18 protein-coding genes and 1 pseudogene are annotated in these 20,800 nt (G+C 74.1%); 13 read left to right on the top strand and 6 right to left on the bottom strand.

Going from position 1 to position 20,800, the window contains the following annotated elements; translation table 11 throughout:
- Window positions 1-92 precede the first annotated feature (92 nt).
- Both ABFY03_RS21860 and ABFY03_RS21865 read left to right on the top strand, forming a co-directional pair.
- Complete coding sequence (locus ABFY03_RS21860; protein ID WP_319012137.1) at window positions 93-1,475, top strand: NsdA family TPR-like regulatory protein; 1,383 nt, start codon at window positions 93-95, stop codon at window positions 1,473-1,475.
- Window positions 1,476-1,601: 126 nt separating this feature from the next.
- Window positions 1,602-3,047: a hypothetical protein gene (locus ABFY03_RS21865; protein ID WP_346170667.1), complete on the top strand. Its 1,446-nt coding sequence runs from the start codon at window positions 1,602-1,604 to the stop codon at window positions 3,045-3,047.
- A gap of 24 nt (window positions 3,048-3,071) precedes the next feature.
- Here the strand turns inward: ABFY03_RS21865 and ABFY03_RS21870 are convergent, their stop codons facing one another.
- Window positions 3,072-4,361, bottom strand: a complete 1,290-nt coding sequence (locus ABFY03_RS21870) for an ABC transporter substrate-binding protein (protein ID WP_319012139.1) — start codon at window positions 4,359-4,361, stop codon at window positions 3,072-3,074.
- A gap of 143 nt (window positions 4,362-4,504) precedes the next feature.
- Between ABFY03_RS21870 and ABFY03_RS21875 the strand changes: the two genes are divergently transcribed.
- On the top strand, window positions 4,505-5,008 hold the full coding sequence (locus ABFY03_RS21875) for an SCO4402 family protein (protein ID WP_319012140.1): 504 nt from the start codon (window positions 4,505-4,507) through the stop codon (window positions 5,006-5,008).
- 57 nt (window positions 5,009-5,065) lie between these two features.
- Window positions 5,066-5,917 carry a formyltetrahydrofolate deformylase gene (gene purU, locus ABFY03_RS21880; protein ID WP_319012141.1) on the top strand — a complete coding sequence of 284 codons (852 nt, stop codon included), beginning with the start codon at window positions 5,066-5,068 and terminating at the stop codon, window positions 5,915-5,917.
- A 396-nt stretch (window positions 5,918-6,313) separates the two neighbouring features.
- Here the strand turns inward: purU and ABFY03_RS21885 are convergent.
- Window positions 6,314-7,515 (bottom strand): annotated as a pseudogene (locus ABFY03_RS21885) (maleylpyruvate isomerase N-terminal domain-containing protein).
- The gene (locus ABFY03_RS21890; RefSeq protein WP_319012143.1) at window positions 7,512-8,090 is read right to left on the bottom strand and encodes a sigma-70 family RNA polymerase sigma factor; all 579 of its coding nucleotides are present in this window, start codon (window positions 8,088-8,090) and stop codon (window positions 7,512-7,514) included. Before ABFY03_RS21890 ends, ABFY03_RS21885 begins: the two are co-directional and overlap by 4 nt.
- 199 nt (window positions 8,091-8,289) lie before the next feature.
- On the opposite strand from ABFY03_RS21890, the gene ABFY03_RS21895 reads away from it, so the two are divergent.
- Window positions 8,290-8,739 carry an STAS domain-containing protein gene (locus tag ABFY03_RS21895; protein WP_346170668.1) on the top strand — a complete coding sequence of 150 codons (450 nt, stop codon included), beginning with the start codon at window positions 8,290-8,292 and terminating at the stop codon, window positions 8,737-8,739.
- Here ABFY03_RS21895 and ABFY03_RS21900 read toward each other — a convergent pair.
- On the bottom strand, window positions 8,711-10,237 hold the full coding sequence (locus ABFY03_RS21900) for a class I adenylate-forming enzyme family protein (RefSeq protein ID WP_386723712.1): 1,527 nt from the start codon (window positions 10,235-10,237) through the stop codon (window positions 8,711-8,713). The genes ABFY03_RS21895 and ABFY03_RS21900 overlap by 29 nt on opposite strands.
- A gap of 155 nt (window positions 10,238-10,392) precedes the next feature.
- Here ABFY03_RS21900 and ABFY03_RS21905 point away from each other — a divergent pair, with 155 nt between their 5' ends.
- The 4 genes from ABFY03_RS21905 to ABFY03_RS21920 all read left to right on the top strand — a co-directional run bounded on the left by ABFY03_RS21905 (window position 10,393) and on the right by ABFY03_RS21920 (window position 14,361).
- Window positions 10,393-11,583, top strand: coding sequence for an amidohydrolase family protein (locus tag ABFY03_RS21905; protein WP_319012146.1), 1,191 nt, complete (start codon window positions 10,393-10,395; stop codon window positions 11,581-11,583).
- Window positions 11,583-12,716, top strand: coding sequence for an acyl-CoA dehydrogenase family protein (locus tag ABFY03_RS21910; protein ID WP_346170670.1), 1,134 nt, complete (start codon window positions 11,583-11,585; stop codon window positions 12,714-12,716). Before ABFY03_RS21905 ends, ABFY03_RS21910 begins: the two co-directional genes overlap by 1 nt.
- 8 nt (window positions 12,717-12,724) lie before the next feature.
- Window positions 12,725-13,588 (top strand): acyl-CoA dehydrogenase family protein, encoded by an 864-nt coding sequence (locus ABFY03_RS21915; RefSeq protein ID WP_346170671.1) that lies wholly within the window; start codon window positions 12,725-12,727, stop codon window positions 13,586-13,588.
- Between the two features lie 329 nt (window positions 13,589-13,917).
- On the top strand, window positions 13,918-14,361 hold the full coding sequence (locus tag ABFY03_RS21920) for an ATP-binding protein (RefSeq protein WP_319012149.1): 444 nt from the start codon (window positions 13,918-13,920) through the stop codon (window positions 14,359-14,361).
- A gap of 157 nt (window positions 14,362-14,518) precedes the next feature.
- Here ABFY03_RS21920 and ABFY03_RS21925 read toward each other — a convergent pair whose 3' ends face one another.
- Window positions 14,519-15,445 carry a cyclase family protein gene (locus ABFY03_RS21925; protein ID WP_319012173.1) on the bottom strand — a complete coding sequence of 309 codons (927 nt, stop codon included), beginning with the start codon at window positions 15,443-15,445 and terminating at the stop codon, window positions 14,519-14,521.
- Between the two features lie 84 nt (window positions 15,446-15,529).
- On the opposite strand from ABFY03_RS21925, the gene ABFY03_RS21930 reads away from it, so the two are divergent.
- The 4 genes from ABFY03_RS21930 (at window position 15,530) to ABFY03_RS21945 (ending at window position 19,714) form a co-directional block, all read left to right on the top strand.
- Window positions 15,530-16,444, top strand: coding sequence for an SDR family NAD(P)-dependent oxidoreductase (locus tag ABFY03_RS21930; RefSeq protein WP_346170672.1), 915 nt, complete (start codon window positions 15,530-15,532; stop codon window positions 16,442-16,444).
- Between the two features lie 30 nt (window positions 16,445-16,474).
- A complete protein-coding gene (locus ABFY03_RS21935; RefSeq protein ID WP_319012151.1) occupies window positions 16,475-17,524 on the top strand; it encodes a Zn-dependent alcohol dehydrogenase in 1,050 nt (349 codons plus the stop codon).
- Between the two features lie 359 nt (window positions 17,525-17,883).
- The gene (locus ABFY03_RS21940; RefSeq protein WP_319012152.1) at window positions 17,884-19,104 is read left to right on the top strand and encodes an MFS transporter; all 1,221 of its coding nucleotides are present in this window, start codon (window positions 17,884-17,886) and stop codon (window positions 19,102-19,104) included.
- Window positions 19,105-19,114: 10 nt separating this feature from the next.
- Window positions 19,115-19,714: a hypothetical protein gene (locus ABFY03_RS21945; protein WP_346170673.1), complete on the top strand. Its 600-nt coding sequence runs from the start codon at window positions 19,115-19,117 to the stop codon at window positions 19,712-19,714.
- On the opposite strand, the gene ABFY03_RS21950 is transcribed toward ABFY03_RS21945, so the two are convergent.
- On the bottom strand, window positions 19,675-20,670 hold the full coding sequence (locus ABFY03_RS21950; RefSeq protein WP_346170674.1) for a GlxA family transcriptional regulator: 996 nt from the start codon (window positions 20,668-20,670) through the stop codon (window positions 19,675-19,677). The genes ABFY03_RS21945 and ABFY03_RS21950 overlap by 40 nt on opposite strands.
- Window positions 20,671-20,800: the final 130 nt, after the last annotated feature.

Genomic DNA, 20,800 nt, shown 5'->3' on the forward strand with positions numbered 1-20,800 from the left:
CCGGTTTCGCGTGTTCACATCGGCATTGACCGGATATCCGCAGGGCAGTGATCACTTCGTGTCCGTACCCGTCCCGTCTGGGGGTTCCTCTCATGGCAGCCAGGCCACTCGTGCCGCGACAGCCCAACGAACGGCTCCAGGCGCTCATCCAGGAGGCCGCGTGTTCCAACGCCGGTCTCGCCCGCAGGGTCAACATGGTGGGCGCGGAGCGCGGTCTCGACCTGCGGTACGACAAGACCTCCGTGGCGCGCTGGCTGCGCGGGCAGCAGCCGCGCGGCCGGGCGCCCGGGATCATCGCCGAGGCGATCGGCCGCAAGCTGGGGCGGGCGGTGACGATCGAAGAGGTGGGGATGGCCAACGGCCGGAACCTCGCGGCGGGCGTCGGCCTCCAGTTCGCGCCGACCGTGCTCGGCGCCATCGAGCAGGTCTGCGAGCTGTACCGCAGCGACGTGGGCCGCCGCGAGTTCCTGACCGGCTCGTCGGTCGCCGCGTCGGCGCTGGTGGAGCCCAGCAGGGACTGGCTGATCGGCGGCCCGGACGCGCAGGTGGCGCGCACGGCCGGGGCCCGGGTCGGCCGCGCGGACGTCGCGGCGGTACGGGAGACGACGGCGGCGCTCGTCGACCTGGACCGGCGCTTCGGCAGCGGGCACGTCCGCCCGGTGGTGGTCCACTACCTCGACAGCGTGGTGTCCGGGATGCTGTCCGGCTCGTACCGGGAGTCGGTGGGACGGGAGCTGTTCGGCGCGGTGGCCCGACTCACCGAGCTGGCCGGGTACATGGCCGTGGACACCGGTGAACCGGGCCTGGCGCAGCGGTACTACATCCAGGCGCTGCGGCTGGCGCAGGCGGCCGGGGACCGCGGCTACGGCGGCTATGTGCTGGCAGCGTCGATGAGCCACCTGGCGGCGGAGCTCGGGAACCCGCGGGAGATCACCCAGTTGGCGCGCGCCGCGCAGGAGGGGACGCGCGGCAGGGTGCCGCCGCGGGCCGAGGCGATGTTCCTGGCGGCGGAGGCGCGGGGGCACGCCCTGCTCGGGGACGGGCGGGCCTTCGAGGCGGCGGCGGGCCGTGCGGTACGCGCGCTGGAGGCGGCCGATCCGGAGTCGGGCGACGACCCGGTGTGGATCGCGCACTTCGACGGGGCGTACCTCGCGGACGAACTGGCGCACTGCTACCGGGACCTGGGGCGCGCCGGCGCGGCGGTCCGGGCGGCGGAGGAGTCGCTGGCCGGGCATCCGGAGACGCGGGCGCGGCGGCGGGCGATCGGGTTCGCGCTGCTCGCGGCGGCGCGGGTGCAGCAGCGGGAGATCGAGGAGGCGTGCCGGGCGGGCACGCGCGCGCTCGAACTGCTCGGCACGCTGCGGTCGTCGCGCGGGGCGGAGTACCTGGAGGACCTGAGGGACCGCCTGGAGCCCTTCGCGGGCGAGCCGGTGGTCCGGGAGTTCGAGGCGCGTCTGGAGGTGCACGCGGCCTGAGGGAGGGTTCGCGGGCGGTTCCGTTCCGTGCGAAGGGTGTTACCGGGCTCACACGTGTGTGCGGAGCCCTGGACGCACCCGGTAGCGTGAGCCGACGATTCCGTAGGTTTATCAGTAGGAGTCCCGGTGACGCAGAACGGACAGGGTCCGGAGCAGGGGGGCGCGCAGGCGTGGGGCGGCGCCTGGGGGCCCGCGGGCGCCCAGGCCCAGCCGGGCGGGCAGCCGCTGCCCCCCGCGCAGCCGCTGCCCCCCGAGGCGCCGCCCGCCGGTGATCTCCAGGCCACGCAGTACATCGCCCCGGTGCCGCCGCAGCCGCAGGGCGCCCCGATGCCGCCGGCCGGTCCGCCGGCCGGCTACGGCTACCCGCCGCCGGTCGCCGCCCACGGCGACCTGCAGGCGACCCAGCACATCCCGCCCGTGCCGGGGGGTGCGCCGCCGGCGGGTCCGCCGGCCGGGTACGGCTACCCGCCGCCGGTCGCCGACCTGCAGGCCACCCAGCACATCGCGCCGGTGCCGCCGCAGGGCCCGGGCGGTGGCGCGCAGACCCAGTTCCTGGGGACCGGCCGACTGCCGCAGCCGCCGGCCCCGGCGGGCGCCTCGGACGCGACGCAGTACATGGCGCCGGTGCCGGGCGGTCCCGTGCCCGGTGGTCCGGTGCCGGGTGGTCCCGTGCCCGGTGGTCCCATGCCCGGTGGTCCGGGTGCGACGCAGCCGCCCGCGGAGTTCGACAGCCTGTTCCGGGACTCGGCGCCGGCGCAGCCCGCGCCCCCGGCGTACCAGCAGCAGGCCCCGGCCCCGTACCAGCAGCACCCGCCGCAGCACCAGCAGGCGCCGCAGCAGCAGTACGGCTACCAGGGCGGGGGCGGCTACCAGGCGCCGGGCGGGCACCAGGACGCGTACTACTACGACGACGAGCCGGAGCCCGCGCGCCGGAAGGCGCCGGTCGCGCTGATCGCGGCCGTGGTGGTCGGCTGCGCGGTCGTCGGTCTCGGCGTGGGCGCCCTGCTCAGCAGCGGCGACGACGAGAAGGAGCCGACGGCCGGGACGAGCGTCGCCCCGAGCTCGCAGGCGCCCGCGACGGACGGCGCCTCCCAGGCGCCGGAGAAGAAGGACGACCCGGCGGAGCCGCAGGCGCGGGAGCTGGACAAGCTCCTCGCCACCAGCAACGACAGCCGGGACACGGTGATCAGCTCGGTCGAGGCGATCAAGCAGTGCAAGAACCTCGACAAGGCCGCCGCCGACCTGCGCGGCGCGGCCGAGCAGCGCCGGAGCCTGGTGACCAAGCTGCAGACGATCAAGGTGGACCGGCTTCCGGACCACCAGGCGCTGACGTCGGCGCTCACGCGCGCGTGGCAGGCCTCGGCCGCGGCCGACGACCACTACGCGGGCTGGGCCGACCAGATGAAGGCCAAGAACGCCTGCAAGGGCGGCCAGGCCAAGAGCACCAACCGGCTGAAGGCGGCCAATGACAAGAGCGCCGAGGCGACCAAGGCCAAGAAGGAGGCGGCCGGGCTGTGGAACCCGACCGCCGGGAAGTACGGGCTGACGAAGCGGTCCGCCACCCAGCTGTAGCGGCGGGGCGGCGGACCGGGCCGGTCAGCCGCCGTGGCTGACGGTGGGGCCGACGTCGACGAAGCCGGGCTTCTGGGCGACGAGCCGGCCCTTCCGGACCACCTGGAACGTCACCGCGTGGTTGACGATCCGGGGGAAGTCCGGGGCGCCGAGCAGGTCCTCGTACATCCAGCGCAGCTTCGGGGTGAGGCCGCCGGTGTCCACCTGGGCGCCCCGGTCGAGGGCCTCGGCGATCCGGGCGGAGGTGATCGTGTCCCGGTCGAGGGACTCGATCACCTCCTTGAGGACGGTGTAGGCGATCCAGGTGGTCTGCACGCCGGTGTCGGTCGGGTCGACCCGGTTGTCGGCGAAGGCGTGCTCCTGGATGACCTTCCGCATCGGCTCCCAGCTCTTGTCGTCCGCCTCCGGGTACCAGCCCGTGACGTACGCGCCCTCGAAGGGGCTGCGGGCGCCGCCGGTGCGGTCGATGACGGGCTGGCCGACGCTGCCGAGGACGGAGGAGATCCGGACGGACTCGGCGGTGTCGTCCTCGTCGTCCGCCGCCTGGGCGCCGCCGGTGGCCTTCGGGAGGCGGCGGAAGGAGTCGAAGAAGGTCTGGGTCCGCTCGCCGAGCACGGCGGCGACGCAGCCGTCCTCGGTGCCGGCCTCCTCGCGGGCGCTGGCGGCCTGCTCGGTGTACTCGGTGGCGTCCTCGACGGCCGGGATGTCGACGGCCCCGCGCCTGCTCGCCTTCTTCAGGCCCGCGTCGAGGAGCTTGGGCAGCCGGTCGCCGGCGAGGGTGTCGGGGCGGACCAGCGAGACCCTGCGGCAGGATTCGGCGAGCTGCATGCCGTGCCCGGCGATGAGGGCGGCGAGGCCGCCGTTGACGGGGTACGAGAGGTGGCTGGTGAACTCGTCGTCGGTGAGGCCGTAGCCGCCGATGTACGGGATGCCGGCCGCTTCGAGGGGGGCCATGAAGGCCCGGCCGTTCTGGCTGTACGAGCCCACGACGGCGACCGCGTTCTCGCGGACCGCGCGGCGGGCGCACGCGGCGGCGCCGGCCGGGGTGTTCTGTTCGTTGCAGGTGAGGACGCGCAGTTCGTGCCCGTCGATGCCGCCCTGGGAGTTCACCCAGCGCGCGTACGTCTGGGCCATGGCGGGCATGCCGGGCATGTTGGTCGCACGGGTCTGGTCAGGGGCCCAGGTCATCACCGTGACGGGCTCCCTGGAGCCCCCCGTGGCACCAGGGAGCACGCCACACCCGGTGAGGATCGACGCGCCGGCCGCCGCGGCGGTGACGGACGCGAGGAGTGAGGACAGTCGCCTACCGGTCATGAGCACGCACACTTCCGGCCCAGGGGTAACGCGGGAGTGTGCGGCGTTCAACGGTGGGTGACGGGGAGGTGAATTACGGGGGTCGCGGCCGCTAAGGGGAGGGGCCGAGTCCGGTTGTCGGTGGGGAACCGTACGATCGAGCGATGTCCAGTTCCGTCCCCGGTCCGGTGAACTCTTCCCGTCGCGGCCGTCGCTCCTCCACCATGGGCGGCATGCCGCTCAACGACATGCCGTGGTGGCGCTGGCGCACCCAGGTGCGCTCGGCGCTGCACATGCTCTCCGATCCCGGGTTCCACCGGTCCGTCTGGCTCGCCGGCCAGGAGGGATACGGGGACGTCACCGACGCCGTCTACCGGCTCGTCGAGGACACCTGGCTCGACAACTGGTCCGCCGAGCGCTACGTCGGCGCGATCTTCCGGGACTCCGCCGAGGCGCAGCTCGTCGACCTCGCCGTGCTGCGGGTGCTGCGGATCCTCCACCAGGTCGGGCCCGACGCGCCCTTCTCCGCCTACCAGGAGCACCCGGGCTGGCCCGAGGCCGTCCACGCGGCCCGCGAGGCGCACGTCCGGCTCGCGACCGCCGACGGGGACGACCCGGACGCGCCCCCGCGCTCCCTGGACGTCCTCAGCATCCTCACGCGCGCGTGACGTTCCGCTGAGCGGACGGGGTGGGGGCCGGGGGGTGCGGTGTGGCACGCTGTCGGCATGACTGACCAGTATGTCCTGACCATCTCGTGCCCGGACAAGCAGGGCATCGTGCACGCCGTGTCGAGCTACCTCTTCATCACCGGATGCAACATCGAGGACAGCCGGCAGTTCGGAGACCGTGACACGGGCCTCTTCTTCATGCGGGTCCACTTCTCGGCCGAGGCGCCGGTGACCGTGGACAAGCTGCGGGCGAGCTTCGCGGCGGTGGGGGACTCCTTCCAGATGGACTGGCAGATCCACCGCGCCGACGAGCGCATGCGGGTCGTGCTGATGGTCTCGAAGTTCGGCCACTGCCTGAACGACCTGCTCTTCCGGTCCTCCATCGGGGCGCTGCCGGTCGAGATCGTCGCCGTCGTCTCCAACCACACCGACTTCGCGGAGCTCGTCGCCTCGTACGACATCCCCTTCCGGCACATCCCCGTGACGAAGGACACCAAGCCGGCGGCGGAGGCGGAGCTGCTGGCGCTCGTCGAGGAGCAGAACGTCGAGCTGGTCGTCCTCGCGCGCTACATGCAGGTCCTGTCGGACGACCTCTGCAAGGCGCTCTCCGGCCGGATCATCAACATCCACCACTCCTTCCTGCCGAGCTTCAAGGGCGCCAAGCCGTACCACCAGGCGCACGCGCGCGGCGTGAAGCTCATCGGGGCGACGGCGCACTACGTCACGGCGGACCTCGACGAGGGGCCGATCATCGAGCAGGAGGTCGAGCGGGTGGGCCACGAGGTGACGCCGGACCAGCTGGTCGCGATCGGGCGCGACGTGGAGTGCCAGGCGCTCGCCCGCGCGGTCAAGTGGCACGCCGAGCGCCGCATCCTCCCCAACGGCCGCCGCACGGTCGTCTTCGCGTAACCCGCCACGGCACGGGCGCCCGTTCCGCTGGCGCGGCGCCCACCCCGGGCCCGGCGCCGGCGCCGCTCCGTTGTGGGCAGTCGTTCCGCTGGGGCGATGGGGGTCCCCCCTGCTCGAGCGAAGCCGAGAGCTTGGGGGAGGGTGGGCACAACGGAACGGCACCTTCAGCGGTGCCTCCGCGCCCCCGGGCCTGGACCCGCACCGGTACGGCGTCGTGCACGGGGTGCGGGTTCAGGCGCGGAAGCCTGGGCGCGGCAAGCGGCGCCGTGCCGTGTGCCCACCCGTTCCGCCCCGCGCAACGCCTGCCCACACGGAGGCCCGGCGAACGGGCAGGGTGGGCGCCGCCCTGCGGAACGCCTGCCCACACGGAGGGCCCGGCGGTGCGGAAGTCGGGGGTTACAGGCGGCTCAGGGAGGCGGCGGCTGAGAGGACGTCGTGATGGCTTCTCGGTCGCCGTCCTGGCCGGCCGCCGCCTCCTGAGGGGAGATGTGGCCCGCAACGAGCTGGCAGAACTCGACGCCGTCCATGGCGACCTGGGCCACCACGTGGTCGGGGGAGCCGAGGGCCGCCGGGGAGTCCAGCGCGATGTACCAGTGGCCGCCGCCCGCGCCCTCCACCTCCAGGTGGAGCGAGCGGCCGGGGGCGCCCGCGGCGACCAGGTGGCGGGCCGGGGCCGCGCGGCCGGTGCGGCGCCGGTGGGCGACCGCCGCCGGGAGGAGACGGGCGGCCAGGTCGATCATGCCGTGGAGGTGCGGCCCGCTCGGCGGGTCGTACGGATAGGCCACCGCGTTCGCGATGTCGTCCGCGTGGACCCAGCACTCGAAGGCCCGCTCCAGGAGCGCGTCCTTGAGGGGGAGCGCGAAGTCGCCGTAGGTGACGGTCAGGTCGGAGACGCCGCGGCCCGCGAACGACACCGTCCGGACGAGCGCGTGGCTCTGGTCCCGCCAGGGCTCGCGCAGCGACCGGTTCGGCGGGCGGTCCAGGGACTCCCAGAACGCCTCCGTCCGCTCCGCCGGCGACAGCTCCGGCACGTCGGGACCGAGCGGGTCGGCGAGGCCGAGCGCGCCGGACAGCAGGCCGTCCACCGCGAGGAGGTGGCCGATCACCCCGGCGACGGTCGACTTCCGCCGCACCAGCCGGTCGTCCTCGTACCACTTGAGCCGGACCGGCGCGTGCCACTCGGACTCGCCGATGTCCCGCAGCAGCGCGTCCAGCCGGGCGGTCTCCGCGTCGTACGGGGTCGCCCAGGCGGGCACGGGGATGCGGGCGGGCCGCCGGCCCAGGCAGTTCTCCAGGACCCGCGACCGCAGCAGCGGGTCGAGGTCCAGGTCCCGGTCCTCGTGCAGCAGCGCCACCGCGTCCCGCAGCCGCAGCGCCTCCTCCGCGCACGGCGCGCACACCGTCAGGTGGTCCTCGACGGCCCTGGTCTCCGCGGCCGAACACGCCGACAGTGCCCAGGCCCCGAGCAGGGACTTGAGCACCGTGTGGGAGAGCAGCAGGGGCGGCGACAGGTCCGCGTGGTCGTCGGCGGCGTCCCGCGGGCCCGGTATCCGGGCGGCGCGTGCGAGGTCGTCGTCCTCGCCGTTCGCCCCCGTCACAGCGCCCGCCCGTAGCCGCCCGGCGGTCCGTCGAGGGGCCGGGTGTTCGCCGTCGACAGCAGCTGGAGCCCCAGGCGCAGCCGGCGCCGCGCCTCCTCGTGGCTGATCGACAGGTCGGCGGCGGTCTGGCGGTAGTCCCGCCGCTGGAAGTACGCCAGTTCGAGTGCCTTGCGGAGCGGGGCCGGCATCGAGGTGACGATGTAGTCGGCGCGGGCTGCGGCGGAGGCCCGGCGGACCTTGGCCTCCAGCTCCTCCGCCGAGCCGACGCCGGTCTCCGCGTACGCCGTCGCCTCGGTCTGCCGCAGCCGGTTCACGGCCTGGCGCTGGGTCAGCCGGGCCACCCAGGAGCGCAGGTTGCCCTGCCGGGGGTCGTACGCCTCCGGGTTCTCCCAGATGGCGAGGAAGACCTCCCGGGTGACCTGGTCGGCGGCCTGGTCGTCGTCGAGGACCCGGTGGGCGAGGCTGTGCACGAGGGAGGCGAAGCGGTCGTACAGCTCGCCGAGGGCGGCGGCCTCGCCGCGCGCGAGCCGCTGCTGCATCCTGCGGTCCCAGCGCGGTGGTGTGTCGTTCGCCATCCGAGCCCCTCCACCTTCCGCTCCCGCCGCGCCGGTCCCGGACCGTCGGACGGTCCGTCCACTCCAAACTAATGCGACCGGCCGACAACGCACGCAGGTTTGCCGCAAGTGCGACGTTCACGGGGGACCGGATGGTAAGGAAAGCGTCATACCCGGCGGCAGGGGTTTCGGCCGGACGCCCCGGGGCAGGCGCCCGTCCGTGACGACGATCGAGGCCGACGAGGACGACCGCGGCGGGTGGACGGTGCTGGCGCTGCGCGGTGAGCTGGACCTGGTGACCTCCCCCGAGATACGGCGGCGGGTGCACGACGCCGTCGCCGCCGGGCGGCACGACCTCGTCGTCGACCTGTCCGGGGTGCGGTTCTGCGACTCCAGCGGCATCGGCGTGCTCGTCGCCGCCCGCCGGCTGCTGCGCTCCTGCGGCGGGCGGCTGCGGCTGGTGCTGCCCGAGGCGGAGGAGAGCCAGGGCCATGTGACCCGGGTCTTCTCCGCGCTCGGCGTGACCCGCCTCTTCGAGGTGTACGAGGACGTGACGGCGGCCCTGGCCGGCGAGGCGCCCGCCCCGCCGCCGGTCCCGGCGCCGCGCTCCGGGACGGACGCGTCCGCCCCGCTGCCGCGTCCTACCCCGCTGCCCCGAACCGCTCCCTGAGCTTGTACTTGAGGACCTTCCGCAGCGTCTCGTTGCGCGGCAGGGCGTCCACCACCTCCAGCTGCTCCGGCAGTTTGTGGACGGAGAGCCCGGCCGCGCGCAGGAAGGCGGTGAGGTCCGGCAGGGTCAGCGGCGGGGCGCCCGCGGGCTGTTCGACGACGGCGCAGACCCGCTCGCCGCGCTCGGCGTCCGGGAGGCCGATGACGGCGGCGTCGCCGACGGCCGGATGCTCGTGGAGCAGGTCCTCGATCTCCTTGGCCGAGATGTTCTCGCCCTTGCGGATGATGATGTCCTTCACGCGCCCGGTGAGGACGAGGTGGCCGCTGGGGGTGAGGTGGCCGACGTCGCCGGTGATGAGGAAGCCGTCCTCGTCGAAGGCGGCGGCGGTCTGCGCCGGGTCGAGGTAGCCGCGGCAGACGGCCTCGCCGCGGAGCCGTATCCCGCCGTCGTCGGCGACGCGGATCTCCATGCCGGCGGGCGGTCGGCCCTCGGTGGTGGCGAGGTGGTCGGCGGTGTCCTCCGGGTCCCCCATGGTGATCATGGGAACCTCGGTCATGCCGTAGCCGTGGGTGAGCTGGCAGCCCAGCTCCTTGCGGACCGCGTGGTAGACCTCGGGCGGTTTGGGCGCGCCGCCGCCGGCGAGCAGCCGCAGGGTGGGGATGACGGGTTCGCCGGGGTTCTTGCGCTGTTCGGCGAGGAACATCGAGTAGAAGGCGGTGGAGCCGCCGGCGACGGTGACGCCGTGCCGGCGGTACTCGGCCAGCGACTCGGGCAGCGCGAAGTGTTCGAGCATCACGGCGGGGAAGCCGTACAGCAGCAGCATCACCGTGTAGTCGGGCCCGGCGATGTGGGCGTACGGGAAGGCCATCGAGCCGACGTCGGCGGCGGTGAGGCGCAGCGCGTGGGCGAGGCAGGCGCCGCCGGCGAGCAGCGAGCGGTCGGTGTGCAGGACGCCCTTGGGGTCGGAGGTGGTGCCGGAGGTCCAGTAGATCCAGCGCACGTCGGTGCCGGAGGAGGGCGGCGGGGGGAGGACGGCCGGGTCGCCGTCGGGCAGGTCCTCGGGGGCGTACGCCGTGAAGATCCCGGGGGCGCCGAGCCGCCGGGCCATCGCGGTGTGGTCGAAGCCGCGCCAGACGCCGGGGACGGCGAAGTGGGCGGCGCGGGACTCGCGGAGCGCGAAGCCGACCTCCTTGTCGCGGTAGAAGGGGATGACGGGGGTCTGGACGGCGCCGAGGCGGGCGAGCGCGAAGGAGAGCACGGCGGTCTCGATCCGGGTGGGCAGCTGCCAGGCGACGACGGTGCCGGGGCGCACGCCCCTGCCGTACAGGCCGGCGGCGCAGCGCTCGGCGCGCTCGCGCAGCCCGCCGAAGGTGAGGACGCGGTCGCCCTGGAGGAGGACGGGCCGGTCGGGGGTGAGACCCGCGCGGCGTTCGACGAGCTCCCAGAGGGTGCGGGACTCGCCCAGCGCCAGGGCCTGTGCGGTTTCGGTCGAGGTCACCGGGGCCTCCATTCCGTGCGGGATCTCCGACGGCACTTCTGACTGCCCGTCAGATCGTGCGGAGAGCGTAGAGGGCCGGTCCTTGTCGGTCCAGACCCCTGGGGCTAGCCTGACCTCATCGGGATCTGACGATCCATCAGATAACTGGAGGGGTCATGACCGAACTGCCCCGCATCATCAGCGTCGACGACCACGTGATCGAACCCGCCCACCTCTTCGACACCTGGCTCCCCGCGAAGTACCGCGACCGGGGCCCCCGGGCGCTCACCGCCGGCATCGGCGAGCTCGCCTACGTCGGCGGGAAGTACCAGATCACCATGGACCCCGACGGCCCGCCCACCGACTGGTGGATCTACGAGGACCTCAAGTTCCCGTACAAGCGGAACATCGCGGCCGTCGGCTTCGACCGGGACGACATGACCCTGGAGGGCATCACCCGCGACGAGATGCGGCGCGGCTGCTGGGACCCCAAGGCGCGCCTCGCCGACATGGACCTCAACCACGTCGAGGCGTCGCTCTGCTTCCCCACCTTCCCGCGCTTCTGCGGCCAGACCTTCGCCGAGGCGCACGACAAGGAGGTCGCCCTCGCGTGCGTGCGCGCGTACAACGACTGGATGGTCGAGGAGTGGTGCGGCGACAGCGGCGGCCGGCTCATCCCGCTCTGCATCATCCCGCTCTGGGACATCGACCTCGCCGTCGCCGAGATCCACCGCAACGCCGCCCGCGGGGTGAAGGCGGTGACCTTCTCCGAGATCCCCACGCACCTGGGCCTGCCGTCGATCCACTCCGGCTACTGGGACCCCTTCTTCGCCGCCTGCCAGGAGACCGGCACGGTCGTGAACATGCACATCGGCTCCAGCAGCCAGATGCCGGCCGCGTCCCCCGACGCCCCGCCCGCCGTCCAGGCCAGCCTCAGCTTCAACAACGCGATGGCCTCGATGATGGACTTCCTCTTCAGCGGCGTCCTGGTGCGGTTCCCCCGCCTGAAGCTCGCCTACAGCGAGGGCCAGATGGGCTGGATCCCCTACGCCCTGGAGCGCGCCGACGACGTGTGGGAGGAGCACCGCGCCTGGGGCGGGGTCCGCGACCTCGTCCCCGAGCCGCCGTCCACCTACTACTACCGGCAGATCTTCTGCTGCTTCTTCCGCGACAAGCACGGCATCGCCTCGCTGGACGTGGTCGGCCGCGACAACGCCACCTTCGAGACCGACTACCCGCACGTCGACTCCACCTTCCCGCACACCAAGGAGGTCGCCCTCGACCACGTCCAGGGCCTCGACGACGAGACCGTCTACAAGCTGATGCGCGGCAACGCCATCCGCATGCTCGACCTCGGCATCGTCTGATGGACCTCGCCTACAGCGACGCCGAGGAGGAGTTCCGCGGCCGGCTGCGGGAGTGGCTCGCCGCCGAGCTCCCCCGGCTGCCGGAGCGGCCCGACCCGCTCGACTGGCCGGGCCGGAGGGCGTACGACTGCGGCTGGCAGCGACGCCTCTACGACGCCGGGTACGGGCACGTGCACTGGGACGCCTCGCCGACCCAGCGGCTCATCTTCCTGGAGGAGACCGAACGGGCCGGCGCGCCCTACGTCGGCGCCAACTTCGTCGGCCTCCTGCACGCCGGGCCGACCATCGCCGCCGAGGGCACCCCCGAGCAGCGCGCGCGCTGGCTGGAGCCGGTGCTGCGCGGCGACGAGGTCTGGTGCCAGGGCTTCAGCGAGCCCGGCGCCGGCTCCGACCTGGCCTCGCTGCGCACCAGGGCGGTGCGGGACGGGGACGCGTACGTCGTCACCGGGCAGAAGATCTGGACCTCGCACGCCGAGGTCGCCGACTGGTGCGAACTGCTCGTCCGCACCGACCCGGACGGACCCCGGCACCGGGGGATCAGCTGGCTCGCGCTGCCCATGGACGCGCCCGGCGTGACGGTCCGGCCGCTGCGGACGCTCGCCGGGTCCACCGAGTTCGCGGAACTGTTCCTCGACGAGGTGCGGGTGCCGGTCGCGAACCGGGTCGGGGAGGAGAACGACGGCTGGCGGGTCACCATGGTCACCCTGTCCTTCGAACGCGGCACCGCGTTCGTCGGCGAGGTCGTCGCCTGCCGCCGCCTGCTCGGCGAACTCGCCCGCACCGCGCGGGAGAACGGCCGCTGGGACGACCCCGCCCTGCGCCGCCGCCTCGGGCGGCTCTCCGCCGGGTTCCTGGCGCTGTGGCGGCTCACCCAGCGGAACGTCAGCGAGGCGCAGGCCACCGGCGGCGTCCCCGGCGTCGGCGGCTCCGTCTTCAAGCTGCACTACTCGCACGCGCGCCAGGAGCTGTACGACACCGCCGCCGAGGTCCTCGGCCCGGACGCGCTCGACCTCGGGCGCGAGTGGAACCTCGACCGGCTCTCCTCGCTCTCGTACACGATCGCCGCCGGCACCAGCCAGATCCAGCGCAACATCGTCGCCGAGCGGATCCTCGGCCTGCCGAAGGGACGGTGAACCGGACCGTGGACTTCCGACTGAGCCAGGACCAGCGGGACCTCGTCCGCGGAATACGGGAGCTGCTCGCCGGTCGCTTCGGGCGCGACGCGCTGCGGGCGGCCGTCGACGAGCCCGGGCGGCTCGACCGCGGCCTGTGGAAGGAGCTCGGCGACGCCGGCCTCTTCGCGCTGCGGCTGCCGGAGGACGAGGGCGGCGTGGGGCTCGGGCTGCCGGAGGCGGTGCTGCTGTTCGAGGAGGCGGGGAGGTGGCTGGTGCCCGGTCCGCTGGTCGCCACGCACGGGGCGGCGGGGTCCGTTCCCGGTGCCGCGGAGGGACTCACGGTGGTGACCGAGGTCTCCGGTGAGGGACTGGTTCCCTGGCTGGACGCCGCCGACGTGGTGCGCGGGGACGCGACCGGAGCCGTAGCCGTGCGGTCGGTCGATCCGCTGACGCCGCTTCACCGGGTCCCCGGCGCCGGCGGATGGGCGCCGGAGGCCGTCCTGCTCACCGCCGCCGAGCAGGTCGGGACCGCCGCCTGGGCCACCGAGGCCGCCGTCTCCCACGCCCGGCAGCGGGAGCAGTTCGGGCAGGTCATCGGGGGGTTTCAGGCCGTGAAGCACCTGTGTGCCGGGATGCTGGTGCGGACCGAGCTGGCGCGGGCCGCCGTGCACGGCGCCGCCGTGACCGGCGATCCGGTCGAGATCGCCGGGGCCAAGCTGCTCGCCGACGAGGCGGCCGTCGCCAACGCCCGGGACTGCCTCCAGGTGCACGGCGGGATGGGCTTCACCTGGGAGGCGGACGTCCACCTGCACCTGAAACGGGCCTGGGTGCGGGCCGCGCTCGTGCTGCCGGGGGACCGGGCGGCGGAGGAGGTGGCCGCCGCGCTCTGAACCCGACCGGACCGGGTGCGAACTGGTGACGGAGCGTGTTCGAATCTGGGGCGGAGGTCGATATCGGGTTGTGTCCTTCGGAGGGTCGTCACGGGCCGGAGTCGGGGTTCCGCTCCGGTACTCTCCGTGGGATGCGAGTGCTTGTGAGCGCGGGTCGCGCCCCGCGTTCGACTCCCCGCCGCGTGCGTCGCACAGTATGGACCACGCGTACTCCTTCGCGCTGGAATATGCCCGAAGCGCTTGTTGCGGTGACTGTACGTCAACCATGCTGTCTCACAAGGGAATCACGTTCCGTAAAGGTGTGTCCGCCGGTTCGGATGGTGTGAACGGTGCAGGTGCTTCAGGTTCAGTTGGAGGTCGGGCCGGACCCGGCGGAGGTGGGGCGTGCGCGCAGGTGGGCCCGGAAACGGCTGGCCGGCTCCGGGATAGGGGACGACGAGCCGCTGGCGGAGACGCTGGTGCTGCTCATCTCCGAGCTGGTGACCAACGCCGTGGTGCACACGGGCTGTCCCGCCGTGCTGCGGATGCTCTTCGCCGCGGAGGGCGGCGTGCGGGTCGAGGTCGCCGACCGCAGCGAGCTGCCGCCCCGGCCCCGGCATGCCGCCGGTGAGGACACCAACGGGCGAGGTCTGGAGCTGGTCGACGGCCTCGCCGACCGGTGGGGCTGGCAGCCCGAGGGGGCCGGCAAGAGCATCTGGTGCGAGGTGGACCGCACGCCCGTGGAGCCCGCGCGGGCCGGCGGCGTCGTGTCACCCGGACGGATGCACTGTTGACGGTTCGTTCCGTTTTGCCCACCCTGGGGTGAGCGATTCGTCGTGAGGGGAGCCGAGGGCCCTGCGCCCTCGGCGTGTGCGGGTCGTGGCCGGGTGGCGGCGGTCCGTACCGTGCTCGGGGCGCCCACGGGCGCGCCGCCACCCGCGGATCCGATGGTCAGAACAGCGCGACGGGCGCCACCGGCGTTCCCGTGCCGCCGACGAAGGGCTCCGGCATCGCGGAGAGCAGGAAGCTGCAGCGGCCCTCTTCTGCACAGGCTGTGGACAACTCTTCGAGGTTCCAGTTCTGGCCCTGGAGCATCCCCATCTCGACGAGGTCCAGCGCGTGCACGCCCAGCCACAGGTCCTCGATCTCCGGCGGGAAGATCTCGAAGGTGAGGGTGTCGTTGGCGACGGCCGCGACGTCCCGCGCGTGGAACCACTCCGGCGTACGGATCGAGAGCCCGGGCGACGGGAACGCGTACCCGTGCCGGTCCCCGGCCAGGTACAGCCGCATCTGCCCCGTCCGTACGAGGACGATGTCGCCGGCCCCGACCGTCACCCGCCCGTACTCCGCCGCCTCGTCCAGGTCCTCCGGGGTCACCGCGTGGTCGCCCGGCAGCCGGTCCACGCCCTTCGCCGCCGCCACGTCCAGCAGCACCCCGCGCCCGACGACGTGCCGGGCCGTGTGGATGCCGCTGAAGGCGGCCCGGCCGTGCGGGGTGACGGTGTCGGCGGGGCGGCCGTTGTAGATCCGGCCCGAGTGCGAGGCGTGGGTGAGGGCGTCCCAGTGGGTGCCCGCCTGCAGGCCCAGGGTCACGGCGTCGTCGCTGGTGGCGACCGTGCCCGGGCCGAAGAGCTCCTGGTTGACCTGGACCATGACGTGCAGCGGATTGACCCGCCCCGGGATCATCCCGGTCTGCACGCCGTCCTGCCGTAGTTCCACGGCAAGGGCCACACGGCGGCCGGTGCGGACGCCGGCGGCGGCCTCCCGGACCGTCGCGTCGGTGATCAGGTTGAGCGTCCCGATCTCGTCGTCACGGCCCCAGCGGCCCCAGTTGTTCACGCGTTCGGCGATCTCGTGGAAAGCGGCGGGGAGGGACATCGGGGCCTCCGGGGGCTTGTCTTCCTGCATCTGACGGCCCATAGAATCTAACGGACCGTCAGAAACTGCGGGAAGGGGCCGGAGATGGGGAACTTCTTGGCGGGCAAGGTCGTCGCCGTGACCGGAGCGGGACGCGGCATCGGCCGCGCGGTCGCCCTCGCCTGCGCCGCCGAGGGGGCGAAGGTCGTCGTCAACGACTACGGCGTCTCCATCGAGGGCGGCGCACCGACCAGCGAGGTCGCCGTCGCCGTCGTCAAGGAGATCGAGGCGGCCGGCGGCACCGCCGTCGCCGTCGCCGACGACATCTCCACCATGGCCGGCGGGCAGCGGCTCGTCGACGTGGCCCTCGCCGAGTACGGCCGGATCGACGGGGTCGTCTGCGTCGCCGGGATCCTGCGCGAGCGGATGCTCTTCAACATGACCGAGGAGGAGTGGGACCCCGTCGTCGCCACCCACCTCAAGGGCACCTTCACCGTCTTCCGCGCCGCCTCCGCCGTCATGCGCCGACAGCGCTCCGGCGCCCTGATCGGCTTCACCAGCGGCAACCACCAGGGCTCCGTCGCCCAGGCCAACTACTCCGCCGCGAAGGGCGGGATCATCTCGCTGGTGCGCAGCGCCGCGCTCGGCCTGCACAAGTACGGCGTCACCGCCAACGCGGTCGCCCCCGTCGCCCGCACCCGGATGTCCGCCAACGTCCCCATGGAGCTCCAGGAGATCGGCGAGCCCGAGGACGTCGCCGCCCTCGTCGTCTACCTGCTCAGCGACCGCGCCCGCGCCGAGTCGATCACCGGACAGGTGTACACCGTCGCCGGACCCAAGATCGCGGTCTGGGCGCAGCCCCGGGAGCTGCGCGCCGGGTACGCGGAGGGCGGGGCGTGGACGCCGGAGCGGATCGCCGACTTCCTGCCCGGGACGGTCGGCGTCGATCCGATGCCGATGCTCGCCCGGCTGGAGGAGATGGCCCGGGCCGCCGCGGCGGGGGACCGTCCGAACCAGTAGTCCAGGCTCTCAGGAGAGGGAGGGATCGTCGTGCGCGGTGTGGTGTTCGACGGGAAGAGCGTCGAGGTCGTCGCGGACCTGGAGGTGCGGGACCCGGGACCCGGCGAGGTGCTGGTGGGGATCAGGGCGGCCGGGCTCTGCCACAGCGACCTGTCCGTCATCGACGGGACCATCCCGTTCCCGTCGCCCGTCGTGCTCGGGCACGAGGGGGCCGGGGTCGTCGAGGCGGTCGGGGAGGGGGTGGGGCACGTCGCCGCCGGCGACCACGTGGCGCTGTCCACGCTCGCCAACTGCGGGGCCTGTCCCGACTGCGACACCGGCCGGCCCACCATGTGCCGGAAGGCCATCGGGATGCCCGGGCAGCCGTTCTCCCGGCAGGGCAGGCCGCTCTTCCAGTTCGCGTCCAACTCGTCGTTCGCCGAGCGGACGATCGTGAAGGCCGTGCAGGCCGTGAAGATCCCGGACGACGTGCCGTTCACCTCGGCCGCGCTGCTCGGCTGCGGCGTCCTCACCGGCGTCGGAGCCGTACTCAACCGGGCCGCGGTGGCCCGCGGCGACACCGTCGTCGTCATCGGCGCCGGCGGGATCGGGCTCAACGTCGTCCAGGGCGCCAGGATCGCGGGCGCGTCGGTGATCGTCGCCGTCGACACCAACCCCGCCAAGGAGGAACTCGCCCGCCGCTTCGGCGCCACCCACTTCCTCGGCTCCGCCGACGGCGTCCGCGAGGTCCTGCCCACCGGCGCCGACCACGTCTTCGAGTGCGTCGGCCACACCGGCCTCGTCCGCACCGCGATCGACCTCCTCGACCGGCACGGACAGGCCGTCCTGCTCGGCATGACCGCGCCGAAGGCGGAGGCGAGCTTCCCGCCCGCCGCGATGTTCCTCGACAAGGCGATCCTGGGCTGCCGGTACGGCTCCTCCCGCCCGCAGAAGGACATCCCGCTCTACGCCGGGCTGTACCGCACCGGCGCCCTCCTCCTCGACGAACTCGTCACCACCGCCTACCCCGTGGAGGAGTTCGACCGCGCCCGCGAGGAGGCGGAGGCGGGAAAGGTGGCCCGGGGGGTGCTCGTCTTCTAGGCCGGGGGCAGGGGGCCGGGCCAGGGGCCGGGGGCCGGGGGCCGGGGCCGAGGGCCACGGGCAGGGGGCAGGGCCAGGGTCCGGGTCCGGACGGGGCCAGGGTCTGGGCCGGGGCCGGGGCCAGGGCCGAGGCCAGGGTCTGGGTCTGGGCCGGGGCCAGGGTCCGGGTCCGGGTCTCGGTCGGGCCAGGGGTTGGGCCTGGGTCTGGGCCGGGGCCAGGGTCTGGGTCTGCGCCGGGGTCTGGGCCGGGGTCGGGGCCGGGGCCGGGGGCAGGGCCTGGGCGCGGCCTGGGCAACGGCTCGGCCCGGGGCCGGTTTTCCGGGTGCGGCGGGCGAACGGCCGCCAGTACGGTCGGGCGCATGTCCTACCGCGAGCTGGCGACCCGCCCCGTCCTCACGTGGTGCGCCGTCACCACCGCCGCCCGGATGCCGGTGGCCATGGCGCCGCTGGCCCTGGTCTTCCTGGTGCGGGAGCGGCCCGGCGGGTACAGCCTCGGGGCGGTGCTCGCCGCCGTGTACGTGGTGGGGGAGATCGTCGCCGCGCCCGTCCTCGGGCTGCGGATGCGGGCCGAGCGGGCCCGCCCGCAGATGGCGGCCGGACTCGCCGTCGGGGCAGCCGGGTTCGCCGGGCTCGGGCTCGCCTCCGGGGCGCATCCGGTGGCCCTCGGCCTGCTCGCGTTCCTGGCGGGAGCCGGGCCCGTCGCCGTCTCCGCCGGACTGCGGGCGCTGCTCACCAGCATGGTGGAGGAACGGTCCGTCACCCAGGCGCTGAGCCTGGAGTCCATGCTCACCTTCGGCATCTGGGCCGCCGCCCCCGCCCTCACCACCGGGCTCGCGCTCGGCGCCGGGCCCGCCGTGCCGCTGCTGCTCCAGGCCGTCCTGATGGGACTCGGCCTCGCCGGACTGTGGCTGCTGCCCGCCGGATGGGCGGCCGAACCGCAGACCAAGGACCGGGCGGCCCGCCGCGCCCTGCTCGCCGCCTGGCCGGTGTACGTGCTCGGCGCCGCCTCGCTGACCCTCCTCGCGCTCGCCGAACTGATCCTCCCCGCCCTCCTCGAACAGCGCGGGATCGGCATCGGCTGGGCGGGCCCGCTCCTGGCCGGCTTCTCGATCGGCTCGGTCGCCGGATCCTTCCTGTACGGGCTCCGCCCCTCCTGGCCCGGGCCGCTCGCGGTGCAGTCGCTCGTGCTCGTCCTCGGGGTGACCGCCGGAGTGGCGCTGGTGGCCCTGCTGCCCGGCGCCCTCGCCCTCGGCGCCGCCCTGGTCGCGGCCGGCCTGCTCCAGGCACCGGCCATGCTCACCCGGAACCTGGCGCTGCGCCGCGCGCTGCCGCCGTCGGCGCTCGCCGCCGGCTACTCGATGATGTACGCGGCCGTGGGCGCCGGTTACGCGGCGAGCGGCACCCTCGCGGGCGGCCTGCTGAAGGTGGTCGCGCCGTCCACGGCGATCCTGTGGGGCGTCGGCCTGACGCTGGTGCTGGTTGCCGTCGGCGCGGCCGGCGAGCGGAGGCTCGTACGGAACCGGGACGGCGCGGAGCCGCGTCCGGAGCAGGAGAAGTCCGTACGCGCGCCCTCGACGTGAGGAACCCCTGATGGCACTCCGCAGGCCGCCGGCCCTGCTCGTCCCCCTCGCCCTCGTGCCCCTGTTGGTGGCCGGGTGCAGCGACGCCCCGACGTCGGCGGACGCCCCGCCGGTGGCGGCCGGCGAGGAGCAGGCGCCGGAGCCGGCCGCCGTGGAGGAGACCGAGACCGAGAGCGCGGAGGACGAGCGGGAGCGGCGCGCCCAGGAGGCCGTCGGGTCCATGGACGACCCGGGGTTCGTGGAGTCCGGCAGCTCGCCGGCCGCGGAGGGCGCGCACCTCCGCTCCGTGCTGGAGCCGGGGGCTGCGTACCGGCTCTCCGTCGCCTGCGTCGGGACGGGGGCGGTGAAGGTCGTGGTCACCGGCCGGGGCGACCCGGCGACCGTGCCGTGCGACGGCGTCCCCGTCGGCCGCCGGATCGCGGACGCCCCGGCGGAACTGCCGGTCGCGATCACCCCGGTGGGCGCGGCGACCGGGACGGTCGCCTGGCAGATCGACTCCGTCGACGCCGACGCCGACGCCGACGGGGACACGACCGGGACCCCGGCCGCCGGCGGCGGGGACGACGACGATCACGAAGGAGAGAAGCCCAGGCGGAAGGTGCGCCGGTAGGCGGTCGGCGTCACGCCGATCGCGGTCATCAGGTGCACCCGGAGGGACTGGGCCGTGCCGAAGCCGCAGTCCTGGGCCACCCGGTCCACCGGCAGGTCGCTGGTCTCCAGCAGGTGCCGGGCCCGCTCGACCCGCTGCTGGGTGAGCCACTGGCCGGGGCTGACGCCGACCTCGTCACGGAAGCGGCGGGTGAAGGTGCGGACGCTCATCGCCTCCCGCTCGGCCAGGTCCCGCAGCTGGATCGGCTCGTGCAGGTGCGCCAGCGCCCACGCGCGCGCCCCGGTCGTGGTGTGCGTGCCGGACTCGGGGACCGGGCGGGCGATGTACTGGGCCTGGCCGCCGTCCCGGTGCGGCGGGACGACCGTGCGGCGGGCCACCTCGTTGGCGACCGCCGCGCCGTGGTCGCGGCGCACGATGTGCAGGCACAGGTCGAGCCCCGCGGCGACGCCCGCCGAGGTGAGCACGTCGCCGTCGTCGACGAAGAGGACGTCGGCGTCGACCCGGACCGTCGGGAAGAGCCGCTGGAAGTGGTCGGCAGACGCCCAGTGCGTGGTCGCCGGGCGCCCGTCGAGCCAGCCCGCGGCGGCGAGCACGTACCCGCCCGTGCAGATCGCGACGAGCCGCGTCCCCGGCCGGACGTGCGCGAGGGCGGCGGCCAGCTCCTCGGTGAGCCTGCCCTCCTCGTAGACCGGCCCCAGCTCGTACGAGGCGGGTACGACGACCGTGTCCGCCGTGGCCAGCGCCTCCGGGCCGTGTTCCACGTGCACCGCGAAGTCCGCGTCCGTCTGCACCGGCCCCGCCGCGACCGCGCAGGTGAGGATCTCGTACAGCGACCGCCCCGCGGCGTCCTTGGCGCGGCCGAAGATCCGGTGCGGGATGCCCAGCTCGAATGGGAGCAGTCCGGGCAGGGCGAGGACGACGACGCGGTGGGGCGGCTTCGGCGCGCTCTCTCCCATGGACCTCTCCCGACTCGATGCGTTTCCCCCCAAGTCTGCACCCACGGCCCCGACCGTGGTGGCCCGATCCTTTGGAAAGCTGACAGTCCGGCCAATGGTGAGGGCGGGACGCGGCCGGGATGCTCGGTGG

Source organism: Streptomyces roseofulvus (assembly GCF_039534915.1).
In the GTDB taxonomy this organism is placed as follows: domain Bacteria; phylum Actinomycetota; class Actinomycetes; order Streptomycetales; family Streptomycetaceae; genus Streptomyces; species Streptomyces roseofulvus.

Excerpts from the sequence above, each read along its gene's own strand:
- ABFY03_RS21925 (WP_319012173.1), bottom strand. The coding sequence starts at position 15,445 with ATGTCCCTCCCCGCCGCTTTCCACGAGATCGCCGAACGCGTGAACAAC.
- ABFY03_RS21930 (WP_346170672.1), top strand. The coding sequence starts at position 15,530 with ATGGGGAACTTCTTGGCGGGCAAGGTCGTCGCCGTGACCGGAGCGGGA.
- purU (WP_319012141.1), top strand. The coding sequence starts at position 5,066 with ATGACTGACCAGTATGTCCTGACCATCTCGTGCCCGGACAAGCAGGGC.
- ABFY03_RS21875 (WP_319012140.1), top strand. The coding sequence starts at position 4,505 with ATGTCCAGTTCCGTCCCCGGTCCGGTGAACTCTTCCCGTCGCGGCCGT.
- ABFY03_RS21940 (WP_319012152.1), top strand. The coding sequence starts at position 17,884 with ATGTCCTACCGCGAGCTGGCGACCCGCCCCGTCCTCACGTGGTGCGCC.
- ABFY03_RS21945 (WP_346170673.1), top strand. The coding sequence starts at position 19,115 with ATGGCACTCCGCAGGCCGCCGGCCCTGCTCGTCCCCCTCGCCCTCGTG.
- ABFY03_RS21910 (WP_346170670.1), top strand. The coding sequence starts at position 11,583 with ATGGACCTCGCCTACAGCGACGCCGAGGAGGAGTTCCGCGGCCGGCTG.
- ABFY03_RS21870 (WP_319012139.1), bottom strand. The coding sequence starts at position 4,361 with ATGACCGGTAGGCGACTGTCCTCACTCCTCGCGTCCGTCACCGCCGCG.
- ABFY03_RS21860 (WP_319012137.1), top strand. The coding sequence starts at position 93 with ATGGCAGCCAGGCCACTCGTGCCGCGACAGCCCAACGAACGGCTCCAG.
- ABFY03_RS21905 (WP_319012146.1), top strand. The coding sequence starts at position 10,393 with ATGACCGAACTGCCCCGCATCATCAGCGTCGACGACCACGTGATCGAA.
- ABFY03_RS21890 (WP_319012143.1), bottom strand. The coding sequence starts at position 8,090 with ATGGCGAACGACACACCACCGCGCTGGGACCGCAGGATGCAGCAGCGG.
- ABFY03_RS21950 (WP_346170674.1), bottom strand. The coding sequence starts at position 20,670 with ATGGGAGAGAGCGCGCCGAAGCCGCCCCACCGCGTCGTCGTCCTCGCC.